This is a genomic window from Microcoleus pseudofavosus SVA1_A4 (assembly GCF_036700565.1).
Classification (GTDB): Bacteria; Cyanobacteriota; Cyanobacteriia; order Cyanobacteriales; family Microcoleaceae; genus Microcoleus.
This window is the reverse complement of sequence record NZ_JAUBPE010000009.1, coordinates 107697-131644: the sequence shown is the minus strand read 5'-3', so window position 1 is coordinate 131644 and position 23948 is coordinate 107697. Positions and strand designations below refer to the sequence as shown.

Below are 23948 nucleotides of genomic sequence, written 5' to 3'. Positions count from 1 at the left end.
TGCGAGCTTAAGAGCTCGCGAGCCACGCCGCGAGCTCTTAAGCTCGCACTGACATTATCCAAATATATTATTCCGATCGATGCCACCGGAAACGATATGAGCCATACCGATTACCGATTATTAATTACCGATTACGGATTAATATCAACTTTAGTTATTAACTAATTTTGACAGTATGACCGAACAAGCTAGCGACCTAATCAAGCAGGGGATTTCGCAATATCAGGCGCGCAAATTTGAGGCGGCGCTGGATTGTTGGCAGCAAGCGCTGGCGCTTTATCGCTCAATGGACGATAAGCGGCGATCGGGTGCGGCGCTGGGTAATATGGGCGTAGCTTACGAAGCGCTCTTGAATTACGATCGGGCGATCGACTGCTACCTGCAGCATTTGGTGTTAGCGCGGGAAATTGGCGATCGCCGGGGAGAGGCGAATGCTTTGGGAAATTTGGGCAATGCTTGCTGTGCTCTGTCTGATTTTTCTGGTGCTATTGATTACCAGCAGCAGCGTTTGGCGATCGCGCGGGAGACTGGCGACGGGCGCTCTGAGCTCGAAGCTTTGGGCAATTTGGCGCTAGCTTGCGATGCTAAGGGAGATTTGCCTGGTGCGATCGAATGTTATCAGCAGCAGTTGTCGATCGCGCGCGCCAGCAAGGAAGATCGCGTTGAGCGCAGTGCTCTCAAGAGTTTGAAGCTCGCTTACAAGTATTTAGCAGATTACGAGAAGGCCGACGAGTACCGACAGCAGCAATTGGCGATCGTGCGGGAACTGTTTTTAACCGATAAAAATAAGAGTTTTGTACAACTTGCAGAAATAGTTGGTTTGAATCCCGTCGAGGATTTTGCAGGGGCTGATTTAAGCGGTTTTGACTTCCACTACGCTGATTTTAACGGTGCGGATTTGCGCGAAACCAACCTCCGGGGTGCAGATTTGACCTTGGCGGATCTCAGCGGTGCTTTGCTGAGCGCTGCTATTTTAATTGATGCTAATTTGTGCAATGCTAATTTGCGGGATGCTGAACTCAGCAGCGCCAATTTAAGCGGTGCAGATTTGCGAACAAAGCTGCCCCGGGCCAATTTGAGCCGTGCAAATTTAACCGGCGCAAATTTGAGCAGTGCTTATTTACCGAATGCGATTTTAGTAGATGCAAATTTGACTGACGCTAATTTTAAAAATGCTGATTTGAGCGGTGTAGATTTGAGCGGTGCGATTTTAAACGGTGCTGATTTTAGTCGCGCTGATTTGAAAAATGCCGTGGTGGAAAATGCGAGGTTTGCTGGTTGTTTGGGGATTTCGGAAGCGGTGAAAACTGAGTTGAGGACACGGGGCGGGATTTTTGAGTAGAATGGGGAATGTTGGTAATTGTAGAGGGTAACAAAAGCTATGACTGCCGTAACTGCAAAACGATTTTCGATCGCCGAATATCACCGTTTGGGAGAACTGGGATTTTTCGCCCCCGATGACCGAGTTGAATTGATTCGCGGAGAAATTATCAAAATGGCTGCAAAAGGTACGTTTCACTCTGTTTGTAATTCGCTGCTGTTAGGAGAGTTGTACCCGCTGCTGCGAAAAAGAGCGATCGTGCGCGGTCAAGACCCAATTACCTTGTCTGATGATAGCGAACCAGAGCCTGATGTTGCGATCGCCCGCAATCGTTCTGACAATTATTTATCTTCTCATCCTTTAGCTGCTGATATTTTGTTGGTCATTGAGGTTTCAGATTCTACTTTGAAGTACGACAGGAGAACCAAGTTATCTCTCTATGCTGAATCGGGAATTTCTGATTATTGGATATTTAATTTGGTAGATATTCAACTGGAAATGCACAGCGAACCTTATCAAAAACAAAGAGGTGGTTTCGATTATCGAGTCAAACGAGTGGTTTTGCCGAATGAGGTTGTGGTAATTCCAGGTTTCCCAGATTTGTCTCTCGATTTATCTGCGGTATTTCCGGCGCAGATGGGTGAGTGAAGGTGAGGAGTGCGTAGGCCTGGGCCGGGGCGTAGCCATCGCCCGGATTGATGATACAATCCAAGAGTGCGATCGAACTCTTCACCAAAGTAGCCCTATGACTGCTCAAACTCTCGCTCGGCCAGAACAAAGCGTCCAGCTATCGGGGATTAGTTGGCAAACCTACGAAACTTTGCTTGCCGAAATCGGCGATCGGCAAATTCGACTGACATATAATCGCGGCAATCTTGAAATTATGGTACCATCCCCAGAACACGAACGTTTCAAAAAAGTAATGGGTCGATTTGTGGAAACCTTAGCTGAAGAATTAGAGGTAAAAATTGAACCTCTTGGTTCCACAACTTTCAAGCGTCCTGAACTTAGCGGTAAAGAACCGGATGAATGTTTTTACATCCAAAATCTTAGTGTAGTTAAAGGCAAAAAAAGAATCGACCTGACTCAAGATCCGCCACCGGATTTAGTGGTAGAAATTGATATTACGAGCCGTTCGGAAAATAGCTTGCAGATTTATGCGGATCTGGGAGTGCCGGAAGTTTGGATTTATAATGGATCGCGGCTCAGAATCAACAGATTTGAAAATGGAGAATACGTTGAGTGCGAGATCAGTTTAGCATTTCCCAGCGTGGCTGTTTTAGAGATTGTCAGATTTTTGGAACAAGCAGAAACAATGGACTATTTGGAATTAGTGAAAGCATTTCGGACTTGGGTAAAAAGCCAAATTCAGCAAAACTAATGAGGCCGGATATAATTAAACAAAATTTACAATTTAAACCAGCAAAAAAAGCTGTGTTGCGATCGATTAGAGATGATAAACTAATTTAAATATCAATTACAGTCTGGCAAAGCCAGCACTTCTACCGATATGCGATCGCTAGAGTCTTACAATAAATACCCAGATTGCTTGTGGATGCAGTTAGAAGCAATTCCAGTGCCATCGGTTGCAGCCCAAACCCAGCAGTTCGACATTCACTTGAGCCTGAATTTTAACGAGTATTGGGAACCCCTGCTAGGTGGTCGCGTCAAATTTGGTCTGCAAGGCGGGACGCTCAAGCTTTATCTAGAAAACTGCGAAATTCCCGTAGCATCGCGTCAGTTAGTCGGTGATTTCAAGCTTTTGCCAATAGAAGAAACCCTGGCCATTCAAAGCAGTGCAGAAAATTTAGTAACCGAAAGTCAGCGGGGAGTTCAGGGCGGGGAGAAGGCGGAAAAAACTAAGGAAACAGAGAGCATATTTTGTCACGTTTCCACAATCAACGATGATAAAACGCCCGCTTGGATTTTTGCAGTAGAACAAGGCAAATCAGTATTAAAAGGTTTGCTAAAAAGTGCTAAGCTGGGAGAAGTAGCTGCCAAAAATTTTCGGATGGCAGCGGCTTTTGAAGTTGCGAAAGAAGATATTTATCTAACAGATGCGGAGGGTTTGTGGCCGCACGATATCACGCCAAATCAACATTCAGTTTTAGAAAGAATCCTGACTGTATACTTGCAAGCAAATAAACTCCAACCTGCTCTCAGTTGGGCGCTATTGTCCTACAATTTGCCTCCGGTTGAACAGCGCGAGGTGGAAATTGTCCCGGAAGCTGAAGCCCAATTGCAGGAAATGGTCGATCGCGTTATCTCCGCTGAAACAGACAACTTTGTGGAGTTGGCAAAAATTGCCAATCTCAATCCAGCACAGGATTTCGCGGGTAGCAGCTTGCGCGGAACGACTTTAAGTGCAGTGGATTTTAGCAGCGCAAATCTCGATCGGGTAAATTTCCGGGGTGCAACCTTAAACGATGCCGATTTCAGCGACGCCAACCTGCAAAATGCCAAATTCGGCGGTGCAGATTTGAGTGGCGCTTTCTTAGGAAATGCTGATTTAAGCGGCGCAGATTTGCACAAAGCAAGTCTAGCTTTAGCTAACCTCAGCGGTGCCAATTTGAGCGGCGCCAATCTGTTGGAAGTGAACTTAACAAATACTAATTTCAGCGGTGCGAATGTCGAGTCAGCCAGATTCGGGAACAATTCAGGAATCGATGAGGAGATGCAGGTGAATCTACAGCAGCGAGGCGCAATTTTTGAAGAGGTTTAGTCGGTAAGTGCGAGATCCCTTTTATTCCTCCGCCTCCATTGTGGCACGAGCCTGACGCCTGTGCGAGGGAATTTCACCTTAAAACTATCGCCTCTGAAAAAAGTTGCTTCTTAATCCTTAACTCTGTAAATAAATTTATAGAGAACGATGAACCGTAGCTGTTAAGAGGGTAAACAGGCATTTCTTGCCAACACTCGCTTCATTTGTTTTTTTGAACAGCCTGTAAAATAGTAACCCTGTCTGGGTTTTTGGCGGGATTGTTACGCCCCCAGGGTGAGTTTGGGAAGCCTACTAATAGGGATATTAAGATTGTAAAGTCTTAAGAATCCTGCGTCTGCCAGACCGGGGAGTGTCAATCATCCCATCCCAAAATCTCTGCCACTTTTTCCGGCAGGGTAGTGGCTTCAAATGGTTTGCGAATTACCCCAGCAACACCCATTTCGGCAAATTCAGCCATATCGCTTGACAAAACTCTTGCTGTCAGCAGAATCACTGGAATCGATCGAGTTATGGGATCGGATTGGAGGATCTCGTACACAGCAAACCCATCCATTCCCGGCATTGATACATCCAGCAAAATAGCATTAGGTCGTTCTGTTTGTAGGATTTGTAAACATTCTTGTCCTGATTCGGCCACCAGGGTGTTCCATCCCGCGATGTCTTCCAGGCACAACTGTATCAGTTCGCGGAGGTGTTCTTGGTCATCAACGATGAGAATTTGTTTCCCTATCTTCTTGTTTTCGGGCAGGAGACTGCCATCATAATTAGCTACTTGCAAAGTGTTCATTTTATTTGGGTTGATTAGAAATCCATTTTTCGGTTGCCAATTTGGGTTCAAATACACATCTTTAAGCAATCGCTCAAATTTGCAGTTGAGACTTGAATCCGAACTTGGGATGGCTGAACTCTCAAGTCTTTGGCAAGCTGAATTGTTAAACCATCCGAGTGTATTTCAGTGTCATAGGTTTCAGGATGTACGCGGTGGGGCAACGGGATGAGACTTTGAAATCCACTAGGAAGGAAATAACTCACATCTTGCACCATTCTCAAGAACGGGCTCTCCGGCCCGTTCCACAAAGAGTAGATTTTCTTGTGGAACAGGCCGGAAAGCCTGTTCCTAAAAGGCTAATTGAGAATGGTGCAAGATATAAGAAATAACCTTCTACTCCAGCCGCTTCGGTAGGTTGACCTTGAATTAAAACAGTTTCTGGAGTGATGTGGAGATTCAATTTGACAAGATGAATGTCATAAATGTGAACTTTAAGGATAAGTGTCACATCCTTTTCTGGAATTTTAATACCTGCGATCGGTGTTTCCTCTGTATGAGCAATCCCAACTGTGGATTGCTGACAACCAGCGGGCAAACCGGAAAATGAACCTGCGAGATCCTGATTTACATCATTCAAAGCCTGAAAAGCATTCATTGAGTCTCCTCCTAATGCAAAGAACTTTTAGCTGCATAACACGAGACTAAATAGCAACGGTAAGGATTTGGTCAAGATTCGGTTATTGTTACAAAAATTGACAAAAAGGGTGAAAGTTATTTATCCCATCCCAAAATCTGTGCTACTTCTTCCGTCAGGGTGATGGGTTGGATCGGTTTGGCAATTACCCCAGCTACCGCCATCTGGGCAAATTTAGCCCGATCGCTGGGCAAAACTTTCGCTGTCAGCAGAATCACTGGAATCGATCGGGTAATCGGATCGGACTGAAGGAGCTCGCAGACAGCAAACCCATCCATTCCGGGCATAGATACATCCAGCAAAATAGCGTTGGGTTGTTGTATTTGCAGTATTTGTAAACATTCCTCTCCCGATCCTGCCCCCACTGTTTTCCATCCGCCTAAATCTTCTAAGCAGGCCTGGACAAGTTCCCGAAGGTGTTCTTCATCGTCAACAACTAGAATTTGTCTGTCAGTCATGGCATTTTGGATTGGAGATTTTGGATTTGGGATGGATGCTACAGATTAATCTAAGCGTTATTCAATGATGGCTAAGGGTAGGGTGAAGCAAAATGTGCTGCCTTCACCTAAGATACTTTCGGCCCAGATTTTGCCGCCATGCCGCTCAACTATACTGCGACAGATTGCTAAACCTAAACCGGTGCCTCCTTTTTCGCGGGAGTCAGAAGCATCGACTTGCTGAAATCGCCCAAAAATCAGCTCTAGTTTATCTGCTGGAATCCCTCGCCCGCGATCGCTAACTTGGAACAGCACAAAGTCTAATGCTCCCCAACAGAATCCCGTTGAAGATATTTGGTTACAAGCTAAAAACTTTTTAAGAAAGTATTGGTATTTATGTAGGTCTTTTAAGATTGTCAAATGTTTGTTTAAGTTTTTTACTAACGAACATAAATTTGATTTCCCCAAAATACGTCAATATACTTACACACAGAAAATTATTTAGGATTGCTCTAGATATAGAAAATCATTTAGGATTGCTATAGTAGAATTTTTATCGGAGACTTCTTCATTTTGACTGTGCTGTTCAATTCCCATGCGATCGACGGGCTTTGATGTCAGGCCGAAGCGTGGCTTTTAACTAAATCACTGCTACTCATTACTACTGTTTTTATCTTACCCTTTTTGCAGTCCCATCACCTAAAAATTGCTGTCACTTCCGCAGTTTAGATAAAACGCAATACGGTTCAGTTAAGCTATATCCCCCCTAGCCCCCCTTAAAAAGGGGGGGACAAGAGCTTACTCAAAGTCCCCCTTCTTAAGGGGGATTTAGGGGGATCTCCGAGGAATAAATAGTTTTAACTGAACCGTATTGAGATAAAACGGATAGCCCTTTCCTTCATCTGCGTTTATCCGCCTGCATCTGCGGTTCAAAAAAAGCGTGAAGCGAAGCTATCCCAAAGGGAATCGCCCTCAAAAAGAGCGATCGAACTTCCAAACAAATTATCCTTCATCCTCCGACTTTACAGGAGGACGCCCAGAAATTACAATAAATCCCACAGACTCAAGAGTCATGTGCGGGCGGCGAATTCCCGCTAAAACCGCTTCACTCAACAAACTTTCGGTATTGATTTCATCAGCTAAAACCGATTCTAAAAGTTGTTCGGATTTAGAAAGTCGATTCAAGCGCAATTGCAATTGATTCACCCGGTTTTCGAGTTGGATAGCAGCAGTGACAGCGGAACTCTTACACATTTCCACAAAAGCCGATCGCCCGCGCAGCAATTCCTCCGATACCACCCGTCCCTTTTGACAAAAATCATCCCATTCTAGCGGATCGACAAAACTGTCAATCAGCGACGTTCGATTTTTCGACAAATTGTAATCCCGATTCGGCCCGCCTTTCCCCTTATAAGCCCGCTGCAAAACCGCCATAATTTCCGCATCTTCCACCAGAGACATCGGCTCGGTACGAGCATCTACAAACACAGTTTCAAAAGTTGGGAGAAACAGAGCATCAGCACGGCGCTGCAAAGCTTTCAAGTTGTAATTTTCGATGTTTTGTGCTTGCAAAACTTGCTCGGCCGGCTGCACATCAGTCTGGATTGAATAATTAAACTGGAAGCCGAACCACTCCATCCCAGGCGCAGCATCCCAACTTTCATCATGGCGCCACATGGCAAAAGCTTGACCGCGATCGTCCCAGCGAATATAAGAGCTAAGTGCATCGATCAATCCCTCACCAATGCGGTAAAGAGCGACATCCGCATTCTGATAAGCAATACGGCGATTGTAACTGCCATATTGCTGGCAATAAGGAATCAATCTGGTTCTCAAATCGTTCGACGGAATCAACGTTTTTTGAGTAGGTTGATAGCGCAGCAGCCCCGATACACTCGGATGTTCGATTTGTTTGAAGTGAAGAGCTTGGCACAACCAACCTTCAGTAGCCCGCTGCATTTCTTTATGCTTAGCATCGCAGTTGTCGAGAGATTCAAAATACTGAGATGCACTGTCATCAAGAGTATCAATTTCATCGAGAACGTACTGTTCGTCAATTTTGATTTTCTCTTGTTCGATTTCAGTTTTAATCGCTTCAATTTCGCTGGATAAGCCCTTGCCTCCCTCAGCAAACAACTTTTCTTCAAGTTTGAGAATTTTTTCCTCAGCATAAAACTGAAGGCTGGCAATAGATTTGTTGAAGATATCAAACCCATCTTTTAAAACTTGAAACCAAGCTTCGTGGGGACTCTCCGGCATATCCGGGCCTGCAAACAAACAAAATTGCACTCCCATTTTGCTGCCGATGCGATCGACTCTGCCCAGTCTTTGTTCTAACTGATGGGGAAACCACGGCAAATCGAAGTGAATTAACCAATCTGTCAATTGCAAATTTACCCCTACTTCCGCCGATCGATCGCACACTAAGATAAAACAATGCGGCTCAGTCTTAAACCGCTTGAGACTAGCCTCAACATCATCAGCCGATTTGCTCGTGTCATGGCTGGCGATCGCCTTTTTACCAAATATTTTAGCTAAATTTTCCGCAATTTCTTTGCAAGTTGCCGTAAAACTGGTAAAAATCGCAATTTTCGGGAAACGCTCGCCGGGAATCGGCCGTTTAATTTGCTGTTGAATTCTCGACAGCAAATCGCGAGGATTGCTGTGATACTCGCGCGGCACCTTCAAAGCAACTGCGAGAAATCGGAGAATGGCGATTCGTAACAAACTCAGTCGATCGAGTCCTTCCTGGGGCTTTTCCAGGGTATTGAGCAAGGTTTCCAGGATTTCCTTTTCTTCGGGAAACAGTGCAGTTTTGGTCAAAATTGCCGTGTCATTTTGTCCAAATTCGCGATCGAGTTCTGGAGTCGATTTTTTCTGCAAGCGAGCTTTGACAACCCGTTCTAAAACATTCAGCCAAGTACCAGAAGCGCGGAAAAACAGCAGAAAAATTCTCTGATACTCGCTCGACTTGGGAGCGACTGTGCGCCATTTATCGAGTACAGTTTGAATTTCCGACCACTGTTCATCATTCAGATCGTACTCGGTTTTGGGGACAGCATCTCGATCGAAAATCACATCCTCCACCGCATCGCGGCGGTTGCGAAGGATGCGACGATGCAGGCGGTAGGTATCGCTAACGTGAGTGCGAATAGTTCGGACAAGGCGAGCCTGTTCTGCTGTTTCTTTAGTTTTCAAACAACTTTCTAACTCAGTAGCTAATCCGATTAAATAATCATCTTTTGCAAAAAGAGTGCGGAGTTGAGCGAGTTTTGTTTGCAAAACAGCAGGCTTGGCATTTTCTCGAAAATCCAGCAAAGCGCGGCCGATTTCTTGACGGTTTTGCACCTGTTCTTTGAAGCTTTCCAGGTCATCAAGACGGTAAGTTGTCGGGTCTAGCAAGTGCAGCATCGTTAGAAAATCTTGCTCGCGGCCGAGAACTGGCGTTGCAGATAATAACAATACATTTTTGCTTTTCTGAGCGAGTTTCTGACAAAGTTCAAAGGACTGCTGCTGAGCGCGATCGCTTGAATGTGCCATTGCCGCCACATCATGCGCTTCATCAACAATCAGAAAATCTAGGTTGGCGTTGCGGCTAATTTGATTGATTTCGCTAACAGCAACAAGCTGCACTCGGTCAGCAAAATGAGACAAATAGAATTTATTTTCCAACTCCTGCCGCCACTGTTCGAGCAAATATTTCGGAACCAGTACCAAAGCGCGTCCGTTGGGTTCATCTAGCAGAAATTGGCGGAGAATTGTCCCGGCTTCTACTGTTTTTCCCAATCCTGGTTCGTCCGCCAATAAATAGCGCACGATTGGGTCTTCTAGGACGCGCCGGACGACTTCAACTTGGTGCGGATAGAGGTCTATGTTAGCAGAAATTAAACCCGTCATGCCGCGGCTGACGGCCCGCTGTTCGATCGCAGATTGAACGAATGCCAATCGGCGATCGTGAAAATACGGCGTTTCTTGGCCTTTGACTGCTAAAATGTCGATCGGATCGGCGATCGGGATATTGCAGCGAACGTAAAGTTCGGTTTCAACAGCTTGCAAACTTTGGCTGTCGGGGAGGTCAATTTCGTACTCTAATTTATCTTCATCCCAGTCATAAACTCGCCCAATTATCCATCTTTCCTGAGTTGTACTCCAGAGGTAGCAGCGGGTTTGGCGCTGAAGTCTAGCTTCTTGCAGCAAACCCAATGGCACAGTTTTGCGGATGCGGTTTTTAACTGAGCAAAAATATTCAACTACGGCATCAGTACGCGATACCTCGACAACTTTTCCGACTCCCAAATCGTTTCTGGGCGATCGAACTAACGAACCAACATCAATCATAGTTTTAGCCTGATAACATTTACTAGAATACAGCAAATCCTTTCACGTTAAAAAAATTAGCAAAAGGCGATTTTTGCCTGCGTCATTTTTATAGTCAAATGACAGTAAATCTAGTATTCTCAAAACAATCAGTTTAGCATGGTAAATAACATTTTGGGAAGTTAATAAATATGCTGGCAGCGAATAAGAATAAGTAATTACGAGGAAGGAAAAATAACGCCTGCATTACCGGATTCCCATTTCGGGTATTTCTGCATAACACTCGTATAAATTTCTGAGTCTGTGAACCCTGCTAACCAAGCTTGTAGGTGCGGCCAAGACTGTTCGTTGAACCAACCTCGATCGGTATGAGCGAATTGACGAACAAAAGGTGCGATCGCCATATCAGCCAATGCTACATTGTTACCAAATAAATATTTAGTGGCGCTTAACTGGGAGTTGAGTTTTTCCAGGAATAAAGAACCTTCATAACGATGTACTTGGGCATCAACACCGGGATAACGATCGGGGTACTTATAACGGTCAAGATGATATTTAAACCTATCATCAAATAGAGCGATTAGTTCCAGCATTTCTGTAAGAGAACCTTGCTGTGGCATCAACCATTTTTCAGGATCGTTTTGTCTCAATGCCCACAACATGATATCGATACTTTGATCGAGTACGCGCCCGTCAACATCAATCAATATTGGTACTGTACCTTTTGCCGATACCTCCAACATCTCTGGTGGTTTGTCTCGCAAAACAACTTCCCGCAACTCACACACCAGATTGCTAACCATCAAGGCCAAGCGCGCGCGCATAGCATAGGGACAGCGGCGAAAGGAATACAAAATCGGATATGTTGCTGACATATTATATCAATTCCGGTTGCACCGGAATTATTGTTGACTGTTGACTGTTGACTGTAGAAGGAGGGGTCGAAAAACTGAATGGTTGAGTGTTAACTGTTGACTCGATTTTATTATTGTGATGCAACCGGAAACAATATAATTAGTTGATCGCACGATCGGGTTTTCCGGGTCATAAACCCGGTTTCTTCCTATATTTCTCGTCGCCAAACCAGATTTTTCGTAGAAACCGGGTTTCTTTGAGCTTAGTTTTAATACTATTAGTCGCAGGCACCATCTACTTTTTCCTTCGCATCGTAGCGCGCGCCTATATGTACTTGGTTGCGACGCTTAGCCAGCTCAATCTGACGTTGACGTTCAGATAAGGCTTGTTTTTTGGTTTCAGTTTTCGAGTCATGACAATGAGGACAACTCACACCAAGTACAAATAATTCAGAAGCCTGATCTTCCTGACTAATCGGGTGACGACAACCGCGACAAAGCTCATAGTTCCCCGACTTTAACCCCTGACCAACAGAAACACGTTCATCAAAGACAAAACATTCACCTTCCCAACGACTTTCTGCTTCCGGCACCGTTTCCAAATATTTTAAAATCCCGCCTTCGAGATGATAGACTTCATCAAAACCTTGACTGCGTAAAAAAGCAGTAGATTTTTCGCAGCGAATACCACCCGTGCAAAACATTGCCACCTTGGGTTTATTGCGTAAAGCAGTTTCCCGCAGCACCCATTCAGGTAACTCGGAAAAGCTTTTTGTTTTTGGATTAATAGCGCCTTCAAAAGTACCCATAGATACCTCGAAGTCGTTACGAACATCAACCACGACAACATCGGGATCGTCAAGCAGCTTATTCCATTCATCAGGCTTAACATATTTGCCAGCCATGAGGCAGGGATTAATGTCCGGTACTCCCATCGTGACGATTTCGCGCTTCAAGCGTATTTTCAAGCGGTAAAAAGGTGCTTTTTCCGAGAAAGATTCCTTGTGCACCAGATCGGCAAAACGCGGGTCACTGCGCAAGAATGCCAGCACTGCGTGTACGCCCTCGGACGAACCGGCAATAGTGCCATTGATGCCTTCTTGGGCCAGCAAGATAGTGCCTTTGACGTTGTTGTTGTTGCAACAATCGAGTAGCGGTGCTTTCAGGTCGGCAAAATCCGGCAGTTCAACGAACTTATATAAAGCAGCGGTTAAGAAATAAGCCATAGATTGAATTGATAGCACTAATTAATTTTCATAATTATATGAAAATTCAGTCAAAGCGGACGGTGGGACTCGAACCCACGACGTTCAGCATGGGAAGCTGACATTCTACCGCTGAATTACGCCCGCGCTTAGTGTTTTTTAGCTGCTTTTACCTTCTTTAACATTTGAGGCGTCGCAGTAAAAAATGACTAGATAAACATCATACAACTATTTTCTGATTTTGAGTATACCATTTTGACAATCAATTTTGGGCGGCAGCCGATCGCCCCTCCACCCGACAAAAAAGTCCTGCACCAAAGGCAGGACTTAATCTAACTTAAATTTCTAAGTCTCTTAGAGAGGGACTTTATTTGACTCTTAAGCGGTTTCAACCGCCGATCGAGACTTTGCCGTTAGACGAAGCGCAAAGAGGTGCTGTCAATAGCCAGGAAAGAAACTGATTGGACGATCGCAATCAATTCCTCCGAGCTCCCAGTCTTCTTGAAAATAGCGGTTCCAGCAGGCAATCCTGTCGGAGAAGCACCTAACTGATAAGTGCTGGGAGCGCCTTGAAGTTGGAGGATATCTTCAGTCGGGTTGAAACCGACAATCAAAGCGTAGTCGCCTGCGCCAGTGGCGGTATCGTTGCCATCGTTGTAGTAGAACTTGGTGGCATCTCCCAGCAAGAAAGTATCGTTGCCTTCTGCGCCAATCAGGGTATCGATTTCGCCGCGCCCTGGATTAGCAGCAGTGCCGTCAACACCACTGAGAATGTCGTTGCCTTCTTTGCCGTAGAGGAAATCGTTGCCAGTACCGCCGAGCAAAGCATCATTATCTTTACCGCCGTACAGGGAGTCATTACCAGCGTCGCCGGCTAAAGTATTGTTGCCTAGATCGCCGCTGATGGCATCGTTACCGTCGCCGCCATACAAAGCGTCGTCACCTTTTCCTCCTAACTGGGTATCGTTACCGTCGCCTCCAATCACGGTGTCATTGCCGTCGTTGCCAAATAGGAGATCGTTGCCGTCGTCGCCAAATAAGGCATCGTCTCCTTTGCCTCCGAAGAATGTGTTGTTTTCGCTATTGCCGATTAAGGTGTCGTTGCCTTTGTTGCCGTAGACGGGACTGTTAGCGTCGATCGCAATAATCACGTCATTGCTGTTGCTGCCGATGTTCCCTGACGCTGAGCCTGTCGGTGCGGGCGCGCTTGTGACTGTGAGTGCGATCGGAAGTGCGATCGTTTGAGTCGGCGCGGGAGTGAAAACGACTGCCGGTGTGGGTGTGGTAGCCGGTGTCGGTGTGGTAGCTGGCGTGGGTGTGGTAGCTGGCGTGGGTATCGCGATCGGCATGGGAGTTGTCACCGCTGGTGTTGGCGTTGTCACCACTGGCGTGGGAGTTGTCACCACTGGTGTTGGTGTTGTCACCACTGGTGTGGGTGTGGGTGCGATCGGTGCTTCTGGTAAATTAGCAGCGAGAATCGCAGTACCAGAGAGATTGTTGATGGTTTCGATGAAGCCAGCACCCGCAACAGTCGGCGATGCACCGAAGAAGTCTAAAATCACCAAGTCATCCGCAGCCTTAGCTATCCCGTCTTTGTTGATATCAACTATCAGACTGGTACCTTGCCGCCCTAAGCCCAGAATTCCCGGCGACAGCGACAGGGAAAGGTTTGTGCTGGTGCCGAAACCTATTTGCACATTATCGATGCCATCGGTATCCTGAATCTGACTCGACTTGCTCTCCGAGAGATAATAATAGCGATCGTTACCTGCACCACCTCGCAGCACATTTCCGGTATTCGCATACTGGGCATCGATCGTATCATCGCCCGCACCGCCCTCTAAGGTGCTATTGGCGCTGCTATAGGAGGTCTTGAGAGAGTCATTGCCATCTCCCCCTAAGAGCAGGCTGCTGCCGCTGCCGGAGAGTTTGTCATTGCCCGCGCCCCCATCCAAAGTTGAAGAGCCGCCGCCTTGCAGGGTGTCATCTCCATCGCCACCAGCCAGACTATCGCTGCCGCCGAAACCTCCATTCAGAAAGTCATTGCCGACACCTCCATCCAGGGTGTCATTGCCGTTGTCGCCCAGCAGGCTGTCATTGCCCCCACCCCCACTGAGGCTGTTGTTTCCTGCACCGCCAACCAAAGTGTCATTGCCATCTAAGCCAACGAGGGTATCATTGCCTTCTAAGCCTGAGATGTTGTCATCACCGACAGTGCCTATGAGGTTATCGTTGCCGGGAGTTCCTGTGGTTACATTGAGCCCGCCTGCTATCGTAGCGTCAGTGAGATTAGCAGCCAGAATCGCGGTACCAGAGAGGGTGTTGATGGTTTCGATGAAGCCAGCACCCGCAACAGTCGGCGATGCACCGAAAAAGTCTAAAATCACCAAGTCATCCGCAGCCTTAGCTATCCCGTCTTTGTTGATATCAACTACCAGACTGGTACCTTGCCGCCCTAAGCCCAGAATTCCCGGCGACAGCGACAGAGAAATGTTGGTTGAGGTACTAAAACCGATCAACACATTATCGATACCGCCACTATCCTGGATCTGACTTGAATTGTTTTCCGACACAAGATAGCGATCGTTACCCGCACCACCTCGCAGCACTTTGCCACCACCGCCATATTGGGTATTGATCGTATCATCGCCAGCACCGCCCTCTAAAGTGCTATTGTCGCCGGCTCCGAGATAGTCGTTGCCATCTCCCCCTAAGACGAGGCTGTTGTTGCCGCCAGAGAGTTTGTCATTGCCCGCGCCCCCATCCAAAGTTGTGGGGGAATTGAAGCCTTGCAGGGTATCATCTCCATCGCCACCAGCCAGACTCTCATTAGCGCCGCCGAAACCTGCATTCAGAAAGTCATTGCCTGAGCCTCCATCCAGGGTGTCATTGCCGTTGTCGCCCAGCAGGCTGTCATTGCCCCCACCCCCACTGAGGCTGTTGTTTCCTGCACCGCCAACCAAAGTGTCATTGCCATCTAAGCCAGCGAGGGTGTCATTGCCTTCTAAGCCTGAGATGTTGTCATCCCCGGCAGTGCCTATGAGGTTATCGTTGCCGGGAGTGCCGATGAGTGCAGTGAGTCCAGGTGCTACCGTAGCCTCAGTGAGATTAGCAGCGAGGATTGCTGCACTGGAGACGCCATCGATGATTTCGATGAAGCCTGCACCTGGAACAGTAGCCGATGCACCGAAAAAGTCTAAAATCACAACGTCTTCGGCAGCCCTGGCTATCCCGTCTCTGTTGGTGTCAATCAGCAGGCTAGTACCTTGTCGGGCAAATCCTGCCTTTCCAGGCGATAGAGAAGGGGCATTGGCATACTTCGAGAGGCTGCTCGCAACGAACATCCGATCTGCTGTACCGCTGGTGTCCTGAATCAGGCTTGCCCTGCCTTGTGGAGGTAAATAGAGATCGTTACCTACACCGCCTCGCAGCACGTTGCCAGAATTCGCATACTGGGCATTGATCGTATCGTCGCCAGCACCTCCATCTAATGTGGTATTTGAGGAGCTAAAAGAACCCTCATAAAGTAAGTCATTGCCATCTCCCCCCAAGAGGAGGCTGCCGCTGCCAAAGCTGAAGAGGGTATCATTGCCCGCACCGCCATCTAAGGTGTTACTGGGGCCAGAACCAATAAGAGAGTCATTGCCGTCGAGGCCCGAAAGGCTGTCATTGCCTAACCCGCCTTTGAGAATGTCATCTGAGGATGTACCAAGAAATACTGCCAATGTTTTTTTCCTGCTTAGTGTAAACAGGCGAGGGCTAATTTTACTTAGCTACTACGCCCTAATTATCTCTCAGTGCTTTTTCCCAAAAATTATGCAAATTTTCCAAAAAACTTTTTTTAGGCAAGTTTTGTTTTATTTGCAACTAAAGATGCTATGCTTACTAGCTCAAAATATCGCGTATTTAAAACTGATCGTACTACGCATCAAAACTAAAGAAACCGGGTTTTTTGCCCGTTTCTGCGGGCTGTAACGCAGTATGATGCAAAAAAACCCGGTTTCTGGGTTCCCATGCGTAAGTCCTATTTAATTCTCAATGAGGTAATAAATGTTAAACATCGGAACCAATTCTCCCGTGCTAATTATTACTGGAATGCACCGTTCTGGAACTTCTCTCACTGCGGCATTCCTACAAAAAATAGGTCTTGACTTAGGAGACAATCTCCTGAGAGGAAACTATTGGAATCCCAAAGGTTACTTTGAAGACATTGATTTTGTAGAATTTCAGCGAACAGTTTTGCAAACTTGCTCTCATTCTGATGAAACGGGTTTTCCCGATTGGGGTTGGACAGAAAGCGAACAGCTAGACGCCCAAAAACTTAACATTAATATAGAGCCTGCGAAGCAATTAGTCAAATCTCGATCCCACCACTCAGAACTTTGGGGTTGGAAAGATCCGCGCACCAGTTTAATGTTAGATTTCTGGAATCAAATCATCCCGAATGCTCGCTATCTATTTGTTTACCGCTATCCTTGGGATGTCACTGATTCAATCTTGCGGTTGAACATCCCATTTTTCTCACAAAACCCAGAATCTTGCTTAAAGATATGGAAATTTTATAATCGCCACATCTTAGAATTCTATAAACGCCATGACAATCGATGTCTGCTCGTGAATTTGAATACTTTGCTAGCATCTCCAGGCAAAGTGTTAGAATTATTAAAATCCAAGCTCAATCTGCCTCTGAAATCCTCAGACAAAGAAGAACAAGATATCAAAAATACTTTGATGTCAGTTTACAACCCTCAACTGCTGAGCAGCTTGCAGCTCAACCATCCCCTAATTCAGGTTCTCAATCTGACATCGGGCGGATGTTTTGAAATGCTAAATCAGCTAGATTTAGCAGCAGACTTGCCCAGTCCTTTTTCCAGATTATCGTTGCCGCGAAATGGCGGAACCCTAGAGCGTTTATCCCTCCGACTGCATCAGGAAACTATCAAATTTCAGCTTAACCCAGAGTCGCCTCAATTTCTCACTTGGCTGTCCGGTTGTATCGATCGCTATCATAGCACATCCCATGACTCTGCCTTAACAGATTTGCGTCAAGCGCGCCATAAACTAGCCGAATTTTGGCTGTCCGCACCACCAGATAAACTGCAAAACAGCTATTCTGGCCGTGCGGGAAAAGCGCATAAAATGCTATTAGCCAGCGGCATGAGAGATGAGCCTCTGACTGATGCCGAACAGCGGGAAGTTGAGGATTTATCTCAATACATTGCTAAAGGATTTGAAGCTGCTGAAGCTATTCAATATTTGCTAGCAGCGATGCTGTATCGGCGGGCCGAGCAGTTGCCGTTGCAGTATGGTAGAACTGCTGTCCCCCAGTGGTTTTTTAACGATTTGCTGGAGTTTATGCTTTACTTCCCCAGTTATTTTCAAGAAGTGGGAGAAGTCGAGCACTATTGTAGCTATATGCAGCAATTAGTAGATTTAGTTCACAGTCGCGTTTTCAGCAATCCCGACTCAGAGATTTGGCAAAATGTTGCTTTAATTTTTGCAGACACCGTTAACTTTGTCCCCCTCTATTTTAGCACAAAAAACTTAAAAGATGTTTATACTAAGCGCTCGGATATTCTAGAATTTATCCTAAAAGCCAGGGGACATCAGATTGACTTCACCTTTGACAAACGCCCCGCTAACAGAGGCAAAATTCGCCTCGGCATTCTCAAAGCAAATTTCGCCCCCATTTCAGAAACATTTACGACTATCCCAGCTTTTGAGCATTTAGACAGAGAGAAATTTGAGATTATTTTATATGTCCTCAACGCGAGCGATCGCCCTTTGGATGTATACTCTCAAAGTCGGACCGACAAACTGGTGAAGTTGCCGCAGGAACTTAGCAGTCAAGTCGAGATGATTCGCACGGATGACCTGGATATTTTGTTTGTAGGGTCGATCGTCACCAACGCAGCTCAAAACATCATTTTACTAGCTTTGCACCGCCTAGCACGGTTACAGGCAACGTATTTTGCATCTCCCGTCACTACAGGCATCCGCAACATCGATTACTACATTTCCGGCAATTTGACCGAACCTTTGCAAGCAGCGCAATCACAATATCGCGAACGGTTAGTAATGCTTGACGGGACAGGATTCTGCTTCAATTATAGCATCCAAAAAGCAGAAGCAAGTATTAAGTTTGATAGAAAAAGCTTAGGAATTTCCGAAACAGCAGTTGTATTTATCTCCGGCGCTAATACATTCAAGATAATTCCCGAACTCAGGGAAACTTGGGCAAAGATTATCGCAGCCGTGCCTAATTCAGTCCTGGTTTTATATCCCTTCGGCAATACCTGGTCTGGTGATTACGTCAAACAGCCGTTTATCAATAAAATGTCTGCTATATTTGATAAATACGGTATCGATCGCACTCGTTTAATTTTATTAAATACCCTGGCGAACCGCGAGGATGTGAAAGCAGTGTTACAACTGGCTGATGTCTATCTAGATTCGTATCCCTACGCGGGTGCAAATTCGACGGTAGATCCGTTAGAAGTTGGATTACCTACTGTGGTGAGAGAGGGGAATAATTTGCGTTCCCGACAAGGGGCGGCAATCCTGCGAGACATCCAGTTGTTTGATTTAATTGCTGACAGCGAAGAGTCCTATATTAACTTGAGTGTCGCACTCGGAACTAATACGGAATTGCGAAAGCAAAAGCGGGAGGAAATCGAGCAAAAAATGCAGCAGCAACCGAGGTTTTTGGACAGTCGCGCTTATTCGGCTGCTTTGGGTTCGGTATTTGAAAAAATGCTAATAGTGAATCGGCTTTAGGCGATCGCACTTTTTGATTCATTTTTCATTAAAAACAGTTTGCAAATTACGATAACCACTAATTAAGGAGCAAAATTTCAATACCTTCCCCAACAACTTGGTAAAAAATGATATAGTCCATCAACGCTATCCCTCGCAAACCAGGAGCAAACTGAGCATAGGAGCGCCCCAAATACGGAAAGTCAGCGAGATGCTGACATTTTTTGCCAAATCCTTCGACAAAGCGATCGCCTGCATCTATACTTTGCTGTAGAAAATAATTAGAAATTTATGATAAATCTCGACTCGCATCAATCGTAATAACCAAACGTTTCATACTGCTGATTCTTTGGCAGTTTGCACTTTAGCTCTCAGTTGAGCAAGCACCGCGCCTGCTTCTAATACTTCACCGCGTTGTGCTTGTTCCCGTGCGGTGTCAATTTTTTTGCGAGTCGCTTGGACCCAGATTAAGTATTCTGGACTGCGATCGGAATCGGGCAGCCCAGCATCATCAATCAGTAACAGCAAGGCGGTATTGAGGGCTTCTTCTAAAGAAGGGTATTGCCCTTGTTTGACCAGGGTTTCGAGAACTTGGGTTTGCGCTTGGCTGAGGGTGATTTCCATTGTCTATTCGACCTTTCGTTGGAGGATAGTTGTACTTTATCCTAGCAAATTGGTTGTAGGGACACGGCATTGCCGTCTCCTGATTGGGAGCAACACGGTAGGAGGAGACGGCAGTGCCGTTTCCCTACCCGGAAGGATATCTGTAGGGACACGGCATTGCCGTCTCCTGATTTAGAGGACACGGCAGTGCCGTTTCCCTACCCGGAGAACTTCGATCGCACTTTCTTTCCTTTCCCCTTGCTACCGCCTTTCCCCAGCTTAAAAATCCAGATTAGAAAACCATCAACATAGGTAAAAATCACCGGAATCACCACCAAAGTCAGCAGCGTCGAAGTCATCAAACCGCCAACTACCGCCATCGCCATCGGGCTCCGCACCTGAGAACCGGCACCGATTCCCAGCGCAATTGGCGCCATTCCAGCAATCATCGCGATCGTTGTCATCAAAATCGGCCGCACCCGCGCCACCCCCGACTCCAGCGTTGCCTCGTACATCGGCTTGCCTTCCTTCTGATTGAGAATCGCGTAATCCACCAACAAAATCGAGTTTTTCGTCACAATTCCCATCAGCAACACGATCCCGATCAAAGCGTACAGCCCCAAAGACTTTTGCCCCACCAGCAATCCCAGCAGCGCGCCCCCCAGCGACAAAGGCAGCGCTGCCATAATTGTTACCGGGTGCAGGAAATTCGCAAACAGCAGCACCAAAACGGCGTAAATAAACAGCACCGCCGTTCCCAGCGCCGTCGCAAAACCGCTGAATATATCCTGCATCACCTTCGTATCTCCCGAAGATTCCTGTTCGACGCCGGGGGGCAGAGGATTCATCGCCGGCAGTTGTTTCACCGCAGCGAAAGCTTCTCCCAAATTAATACCCTGCAACAAATTGCCCTCTACAGACACTTGGCGAGCTCTGTCGTAGCGATCGATCTGAGAGGGCCCGCTGCCCAAACCAATATCCGCCACAGCCCTCAACGGCACCAAAGTATTATTTTTCGCCGGTACTTGCAGATTTTTAATTGTTTCGATATCGCTGCGAAACTGCGGCGCCAACATCACATGAATCGGAATTTGTCTGTCTGGTAAATCGAACTTAGCAAGATTCGAGTCAATATCTCCGATAGTTGCCAGATTTGCAGTGCGGGCAATCTGCTGCACCGATACACCCTGATCCGCCGCCCGATTCGGATCAGGTTTAATCAGGATTTCTGGCTTCACCAAACTCGCACTAGATTGCACCTCAATCAATCCCGGCACCTGACTCATTTGTTGGGTAAGGGCAAGGGCCGTTTTAGTTAAAGCCTCGGCATTTTCGCTTTTTAGGACGATCGACATTTGCTTTCTACCGCCCACTCGCCCTTGAGCAAAACTGAGCCGCACTCCCGGCACATCGATCAGTTTGGGGCGCATTTCCTCTTCAAACTGCTGTTGTGCGATCCGTTTATCCGCAGGTTTCAGCTTCACGTAAAGCGTCCCTGTATTGACGCCGCTAGCACCGCCGCCACCCCCGCCGGCACCGCCAGAAACTGCCGGAGAACCTTCTGTCTCTAAAACGCTTTCCACCGCAGGATGGGCGAGCAATATTTTAGTTGCCTGTTCTACTGCTAAATCCGTCTGCTGCAAAGTAGAACCGGGAGGAAGTTCGATCGAGACAGTAGAAAGTCCGGTATCATCGCGATCGATAAACCCAGTCGGAATCAAAGGTATTAACTGAACGCTGCCAAAAAATACAGCCACAGCTAAAATTAGGACGATCGCCCGATGTTTCAGCGCCCAAATTAACAGCCGCCGATACTGATAGGATAATTGGTCTTTTTTTAACTGTTTCAGATCGTGTCCTTTCTCCTTAAACAAATAAGCCGCCATCATCGGAGTCACAGTTCGGGCTACCAGCAGCGAAAATAAAACCGACGCCGAAACCGTCACCCCAAAAGGCCGAAAAAACTGACCCGGAATTCCCGGCATAAAAGCCACCGGCGCAAATACCGAGACAATCGTCATCGTAGTAGCGACAACAGCCAAACCAATTTCATCAGAAGCATCCAAAGCAGCTTGATAGGGAGTTTTCCCCATCCCGACGTGGCGTTCGATATTCTCAATTTCCACGATCGCATCATCTACCAATACTCCCACCACCAGCGCCAGTGCCAGCAAAGTCATACTGTTGAGGGTATAGCCCAAAAATTGGAGCACAATACAAGTAGGAATTACCGACAGCGGCAGCGCCACAGCAGCAATCAAAGTAGCTCGCCAGTCCCGCAAAAAAATAAAAATCGTGATGATTGCTAAAACAGCCCCCAAAACTAAAGCATCCACAGAAGCTTCATAGGAATCTCGAATATGGTCTGCTAGGGTATAAATAAGTTCCAACTTGACATCTGGCGGCAAAGTCTTTTGATGTTTTTTCAGAATTTCCCGCACCGCTTCTTCGACACTGACCAAAGTGCTGCCGGTGCTGCGGAGGATGGAAAAAGCCACTACAGGTTTACCGTTGAGCCGCGCCGCCTGACGCGCTTCTGCATAGCCCTCACTCACTTCTCCCAAACTGGTGAGAGGGACAAATCCGCCGTTGGGCAGGGTAATTTGATAGGTTTTCAGTTCCTCGATCGTTTTGGCACTGCCGAGGGTGCGGACTGTTTGCTCGGAATTGCCGATTTCGGTTCGCCCGCCCGGTAAATTGATGTTAAAATTGCGAATTTGGTCGTTAACTTGGGTGGCTGTAATGCCGAGACTTTGCAGTTGTTCTGGGTTTAAATCTACTCGAATATCCCTGTCTCTACCTCCTATGCGCTGCACTTGAGCCACACCTTTGACTGAGAGGAGGACGCGGCTGATGTTTTGGTCGATTAAATCGCTTAATTGTTCTACGGATTGGCGATCGGAAACGACGGCGTAGGACATGATGGAACTGCCGGCAAACTCAACCCGCTTGACAACGGGATCGTTAATATCTTGCGGCAAGCTTTGGCGGATTTGGGCGATCGCATTCCGCACGTCGTTAGTGGCGCGATCGCTATTTGTGCCTAGCAGAAAGTTAACAGTGGTATTAGATGAACCGTCATTAACTGTCGAGATAATGTGATCGATATTGCCCAAGCCAGCAACAGCATCTTCAACTTTTTTCGTGACTTGAGATTCTAGTTCTGACGGATCTGCCCCCGGTTGGGTGACAGATATCGAAACAGAGGGAACATCGATATTCGGCGAATCATCGATGCCTAAAAGCGGAAAACATACTAAACCCCCTATTGTCAGAACTAAGAATAGAACAATAGTGGGGACGGGCTGTTTGATAGACCAAGCCGAAATATTAAAAGACATAATTGGGATTTGGGAATGGGGAATTGGGCCGGGGTCATTGGGAAGGGGGCATTGGGCATTTTTATTGTAAATCAACAGCCAGCGATCGCACTCATCTACTTGAATTATGATTCAGCTTATTGAGTTAAATTATTTGACGCTGAAATAATATTCTGAGCTAGCATTAAAGCATTTTTTACAGCATTTTGTAAGTTATATACAGTATCTTCATAATCAGCTTTATTCCTAAGTTCTCTCAATCTGCTTAAGTTTTCACCTATTTTGACCATATGTTTCATTTTGGTTGGGTGGTATATAAATTCCTCTGCTACATATTGATGTTCGTTGATATCGCGATTCTTACGAGAAAGCCTGGGGTCTTTTTCAATATCGCGCAAGTAATTTCGCGCTAGGCAAAATGTCGAATAGTATGCTCTACTTATCGCCGATCGCAACTTGGCTTCTCTGTTAGCTGAACTGTCATTATTTGTGGCAGCTAACTCTTGGGCTAAGTTCAAATATTCAGACCAATCAAATTTCATTTGACTCCCATTCAAGGCTAATATGTAAATCATTTTTGGGGGCTGCTATTTTAGCATCTAGCCACCAGCTATCGTCAAGGATTTTCAACTTTGCAAAAGCTTCATCGACTTCGAGCTTGGTGTAAATGGTAATCCACAGCGATCGCCAATTTGCAATTTCTGGATCGGTTTTCACTTCTAATCCCAATCTTTCGCTAGGAAATAGTTCTCTAATTTTAGAGTGAGCTTCTAAAATTAAACTTACCATCACTTCTTGGTCGATGATTAACTTAAAGGCTTCTAGAGGATCTTCTACTGCGTAGAGACTTCTGATTTTATTGAAATCGGCGATTAAATCGTCAAAGCGTGTGGTTTTAATAGTTGGCTCTTGGATGGCAGTCATAATTGTCGATCGGGAGAGCTTTGCTT

General features: G+C 46.4%; 17 protein-coding genes, 1 tRNA gene and 2 pseudogenes. 6 read left to right on the top strand and 14 right to left on the bottom strand.

Annotated features, from left to right (window positions below):
• Nucleotides 1–175: 175 nt before the first annotated feature.
• The 4 genes from QUA02_RS06340 to QUA02_RS06325 all read left to right on the top strand — a co-directional run bounded on the left by QUA02_RS06340 (nt 176) and on the right by QUA02_RS06325 (nt 4043).
• Complete coding sequence (locus tag QUA02_RS06340; protein ID WP_333026107.1) at nt 176–1342, top strand: pentapeptide repeat-containing protein; 1167 nt, start codon at nt 176–178, stop codon at nt 1340–1342.
• 39 nt (nt 1343–1381) lie between these two features.
• Nucleotides 1382–1969: a Uma2 family endonuclease gene (locus QUA02_RS06335; RefSeq protein WP_333026105.1), complete on the top strand. Its 588-nt coding sequence runs from the start codon at nt 1382–1384 to the stop codon at nt 1967–1969.
• Nucleotides 1970–2066: 97 nt separating this feature from the next.
• Nucleotides 2067–2702 carry a Uma2 family endonuclease gene (locus tag QUA02_RS06330; RefSeq protein ID WP_333026104.1) on the top strand — a complete coding sequence of 212 codons (636 nt, stop codon included), beginning with the start codon at nt 2067–2069 and terminating at the stop codon, nt 2700–2702.
• Nucleotides 2703–2831: 129 nt separating this feature from the next.
• The gene (locus QUA02_RS06325) at nt 2832–4043 is read left to right on the top strand and encodes a pentapeptide repeat-containing protein (RefSeq protein ID WP_333026103.1); all 1212 of its coding nucleotides are present in this window, start codon (nt 2832–2834) and stop codon (nt 4041–4043) included.
• Between the two features lie 352 nt (nt 4044–4395).
• Here the strand turns inward: QUA02_RS06325 and QUA02_RS06320 are convergent, their stop codons facing one another.
• From QUA02_RS06320 to QUA02_RS06305, 4 genes and pseudogenes are all read right to left on the bottom strand, one after another.
• The gene (locus QUA02_RS06320; protein ID WP_333026102.1) at nt 4396–4830 is read right to left on the bottom strand and encodes a response regulator; all 435 of its coding nucleotides are present in this window, start codon (nt 4828–4830) and stop codon (nt 4396–4398) included.
• Between the two features lie 259 nt (nt 4831–5089).
• On the bottom strand, nt 5090–5467 hold the full coding sequence (locus tag QUA02_RS06315) for a hypothetical protein (protein ID WP_333026101.1): 378 nt from the start codon (nt 5465–5467) through the stop codon (nt 5090–5092).
• 116 nt (nt 5468–5583) lie between these two features.
• Entirely contained in the window at nt 5584–5964 is a 381-nt protein-coding gene (locus tag QUA02_RS06310; RefSeq protein ID WP_333026100.1) for a response regulator, read from the bottom strand.
• A 57-nt stretch (nt 5965–6021) separates the two neighbouring features.
• Nucleotides 6022–6264, bottom strand: a pseudogene (locus QUA02_RS06305) (sensor histidine kinase); the annotation flags it as partial.
• A gap of 1 nt (nt 6265) precedes the next feature.
• Between QUA02_RS06305 and QUA02_RS06300 the strand changes: the two are divergent.
• Nucleotides 6266–6448: pseudogene (locus QUA02_RS06300) on the top strand (IS630 family transposase); the annotation flags it as partial.
• A gap of 497 nt (nt 6449–6945) precedes the next feature.
• On the opposite strand, the gene dpdE reads toward QUA02_RS06300, so the two are convergent.
• The 5 genes from dpdE to QUA02_RS06275 all read right to left on the bottom strand — a co-directional run bounded on the left by dpdE (nt 6946) and on the right by QUA02_RS06275 (nt 16044).
• Nucleotides 6946–10281: a protein DpdE gene (gene dpdE / locus QUA02_RS06295; RefSeq protein WP_333026098.1), complete on the bottom strand. Its 3336-nt coding sequence runs from the start codon at nt 10279–10281 to the stop codon at nt 6946–6948.
• 197 nt (nt 10282–10478) lie between these two features.
• Nucleotides 10479–11135 carry a glutathione S-transferase gene (locus QUA02_RS06290; protein WP_333026097.1) on the bottom strand — a complete coding sequence of 219 codons (657 nt, stop codon included), beginning with the start codon at nt 11133–11135 and terminating at the stop codon, nt 10479–10481.
• A 257-nt stretch (nt 11136–11392) separates the two neighbouring features.
• On the bottom strand, nt 11393–12340 hold the full coding sequence (trhO, locus tag QUA02_RS06285; protein WP_333026096.1) for an oxygen-dependent tRNA uridine(34) hydroxylase TrhO: 948 nt from the start codon (nt 12338–12340) through the stop codon (nt 11393–11395).
• Nucleotides 12341–12394: 54 nt separating this feature from the next.
• Nucleotides 12395–12466: transfer RNA gene (locus QUA02_RS06280), tRNA-Gly, on the bottom strand.
• A 266-nt stretch (nt 12467–12732) separates the two neighbouring features.
• On the bottom strand, nt 12733–16044 hold the full coding sequence (locus QUA02_RS06275) for a calcium-binding protein (RefSeq protein ID WP_333026095.1): 3312 nt from the start codon (nt 16042–16044) through the stop codon (nt 12733–12735).
• A 325-nt stretch (nt 16045–16369) separates the two neighbouring features.
• Here QUA02_RS06275 and QUA02_RS06270 point away from each other — a divergent pair, with 325 nt between their 5' ends.
• Nucleotides 16370–19096 (top strand): O-linked N-acetylglucosamine transferase family protein, encoded by a 2727-nt coding sequence (locus tag QUA02_RS06270; RefSeq protein ID WP_333026093.1) that lies wholly within the window; start codon nt 16370–16372, stop codon nt 19094–19096.
• Nucleotides 19097–19154: 58 nt separating this feature from the next.
• Here the strand turns inward: QUA02_RS06270 and QUA02_RS33565 are convergent, their stop codons facing one another.
• From QUA02_RS33565 to QUA02_RS06250, 5 genes are all read right to left on the bottom strand, one after another.
• Entirely contained in the window at nt 19155–19364 is a 210-nt protein-coding gene (locus QUA02_RS33565) for a type II toxin-antitoxin system RelE/ParE family toxin (RefSeq protein WP_445305146.1), read from the bottom strand.
• A 44-nt stretch (nt 19365–19408) separates the two neighbouring features.
• Nucleotides 19409–19699, bottom strand: coding sequence for a hypothetical protein (locus QUA02_RS06265; RefSeq protein WP_333026092.1), 291 nt, complete (start codon nt 19697–19699; stop codon nt 19409–19411).
• Between the two features lie 197 nt (nt 19700–19896).
• Nucleotides 19897–23019 (bottom strand): efflux RND transporter permease subunit, encoded by a 3123-nt coding sequence (locus QUA02_RS06260; protein ID WP_333026090.1) that lies wholly within the window; start codon nt 23017–23019, stop codon nt 19897–19899.
• A gap of 116 nt (nt 23020–23135) precedes the next feature.
• Complete coding sequence (locus QUA02_RS06255) at nt 23136–23540, bottom strand: HEPN domain-containing protein (protein ID WP_333026089.1); 405 nt, start codon at nt 23538–23540, stop codon at nt 23136–23138.
• Entirely contained in the window at nt 23530–23922 is a 393-nt protein-coding gene (locus tag QUA02_RS06250; protein ID WP_333026087.1) for a peptidase, read from the bottom strand. Before QUA02_RS06250 ends, QUA02_RS06255 begins: the two co-directional genes overlap by 11 nt.
• Nucleotides 23923–23948 lie beyond the last annotated feature (26 nt).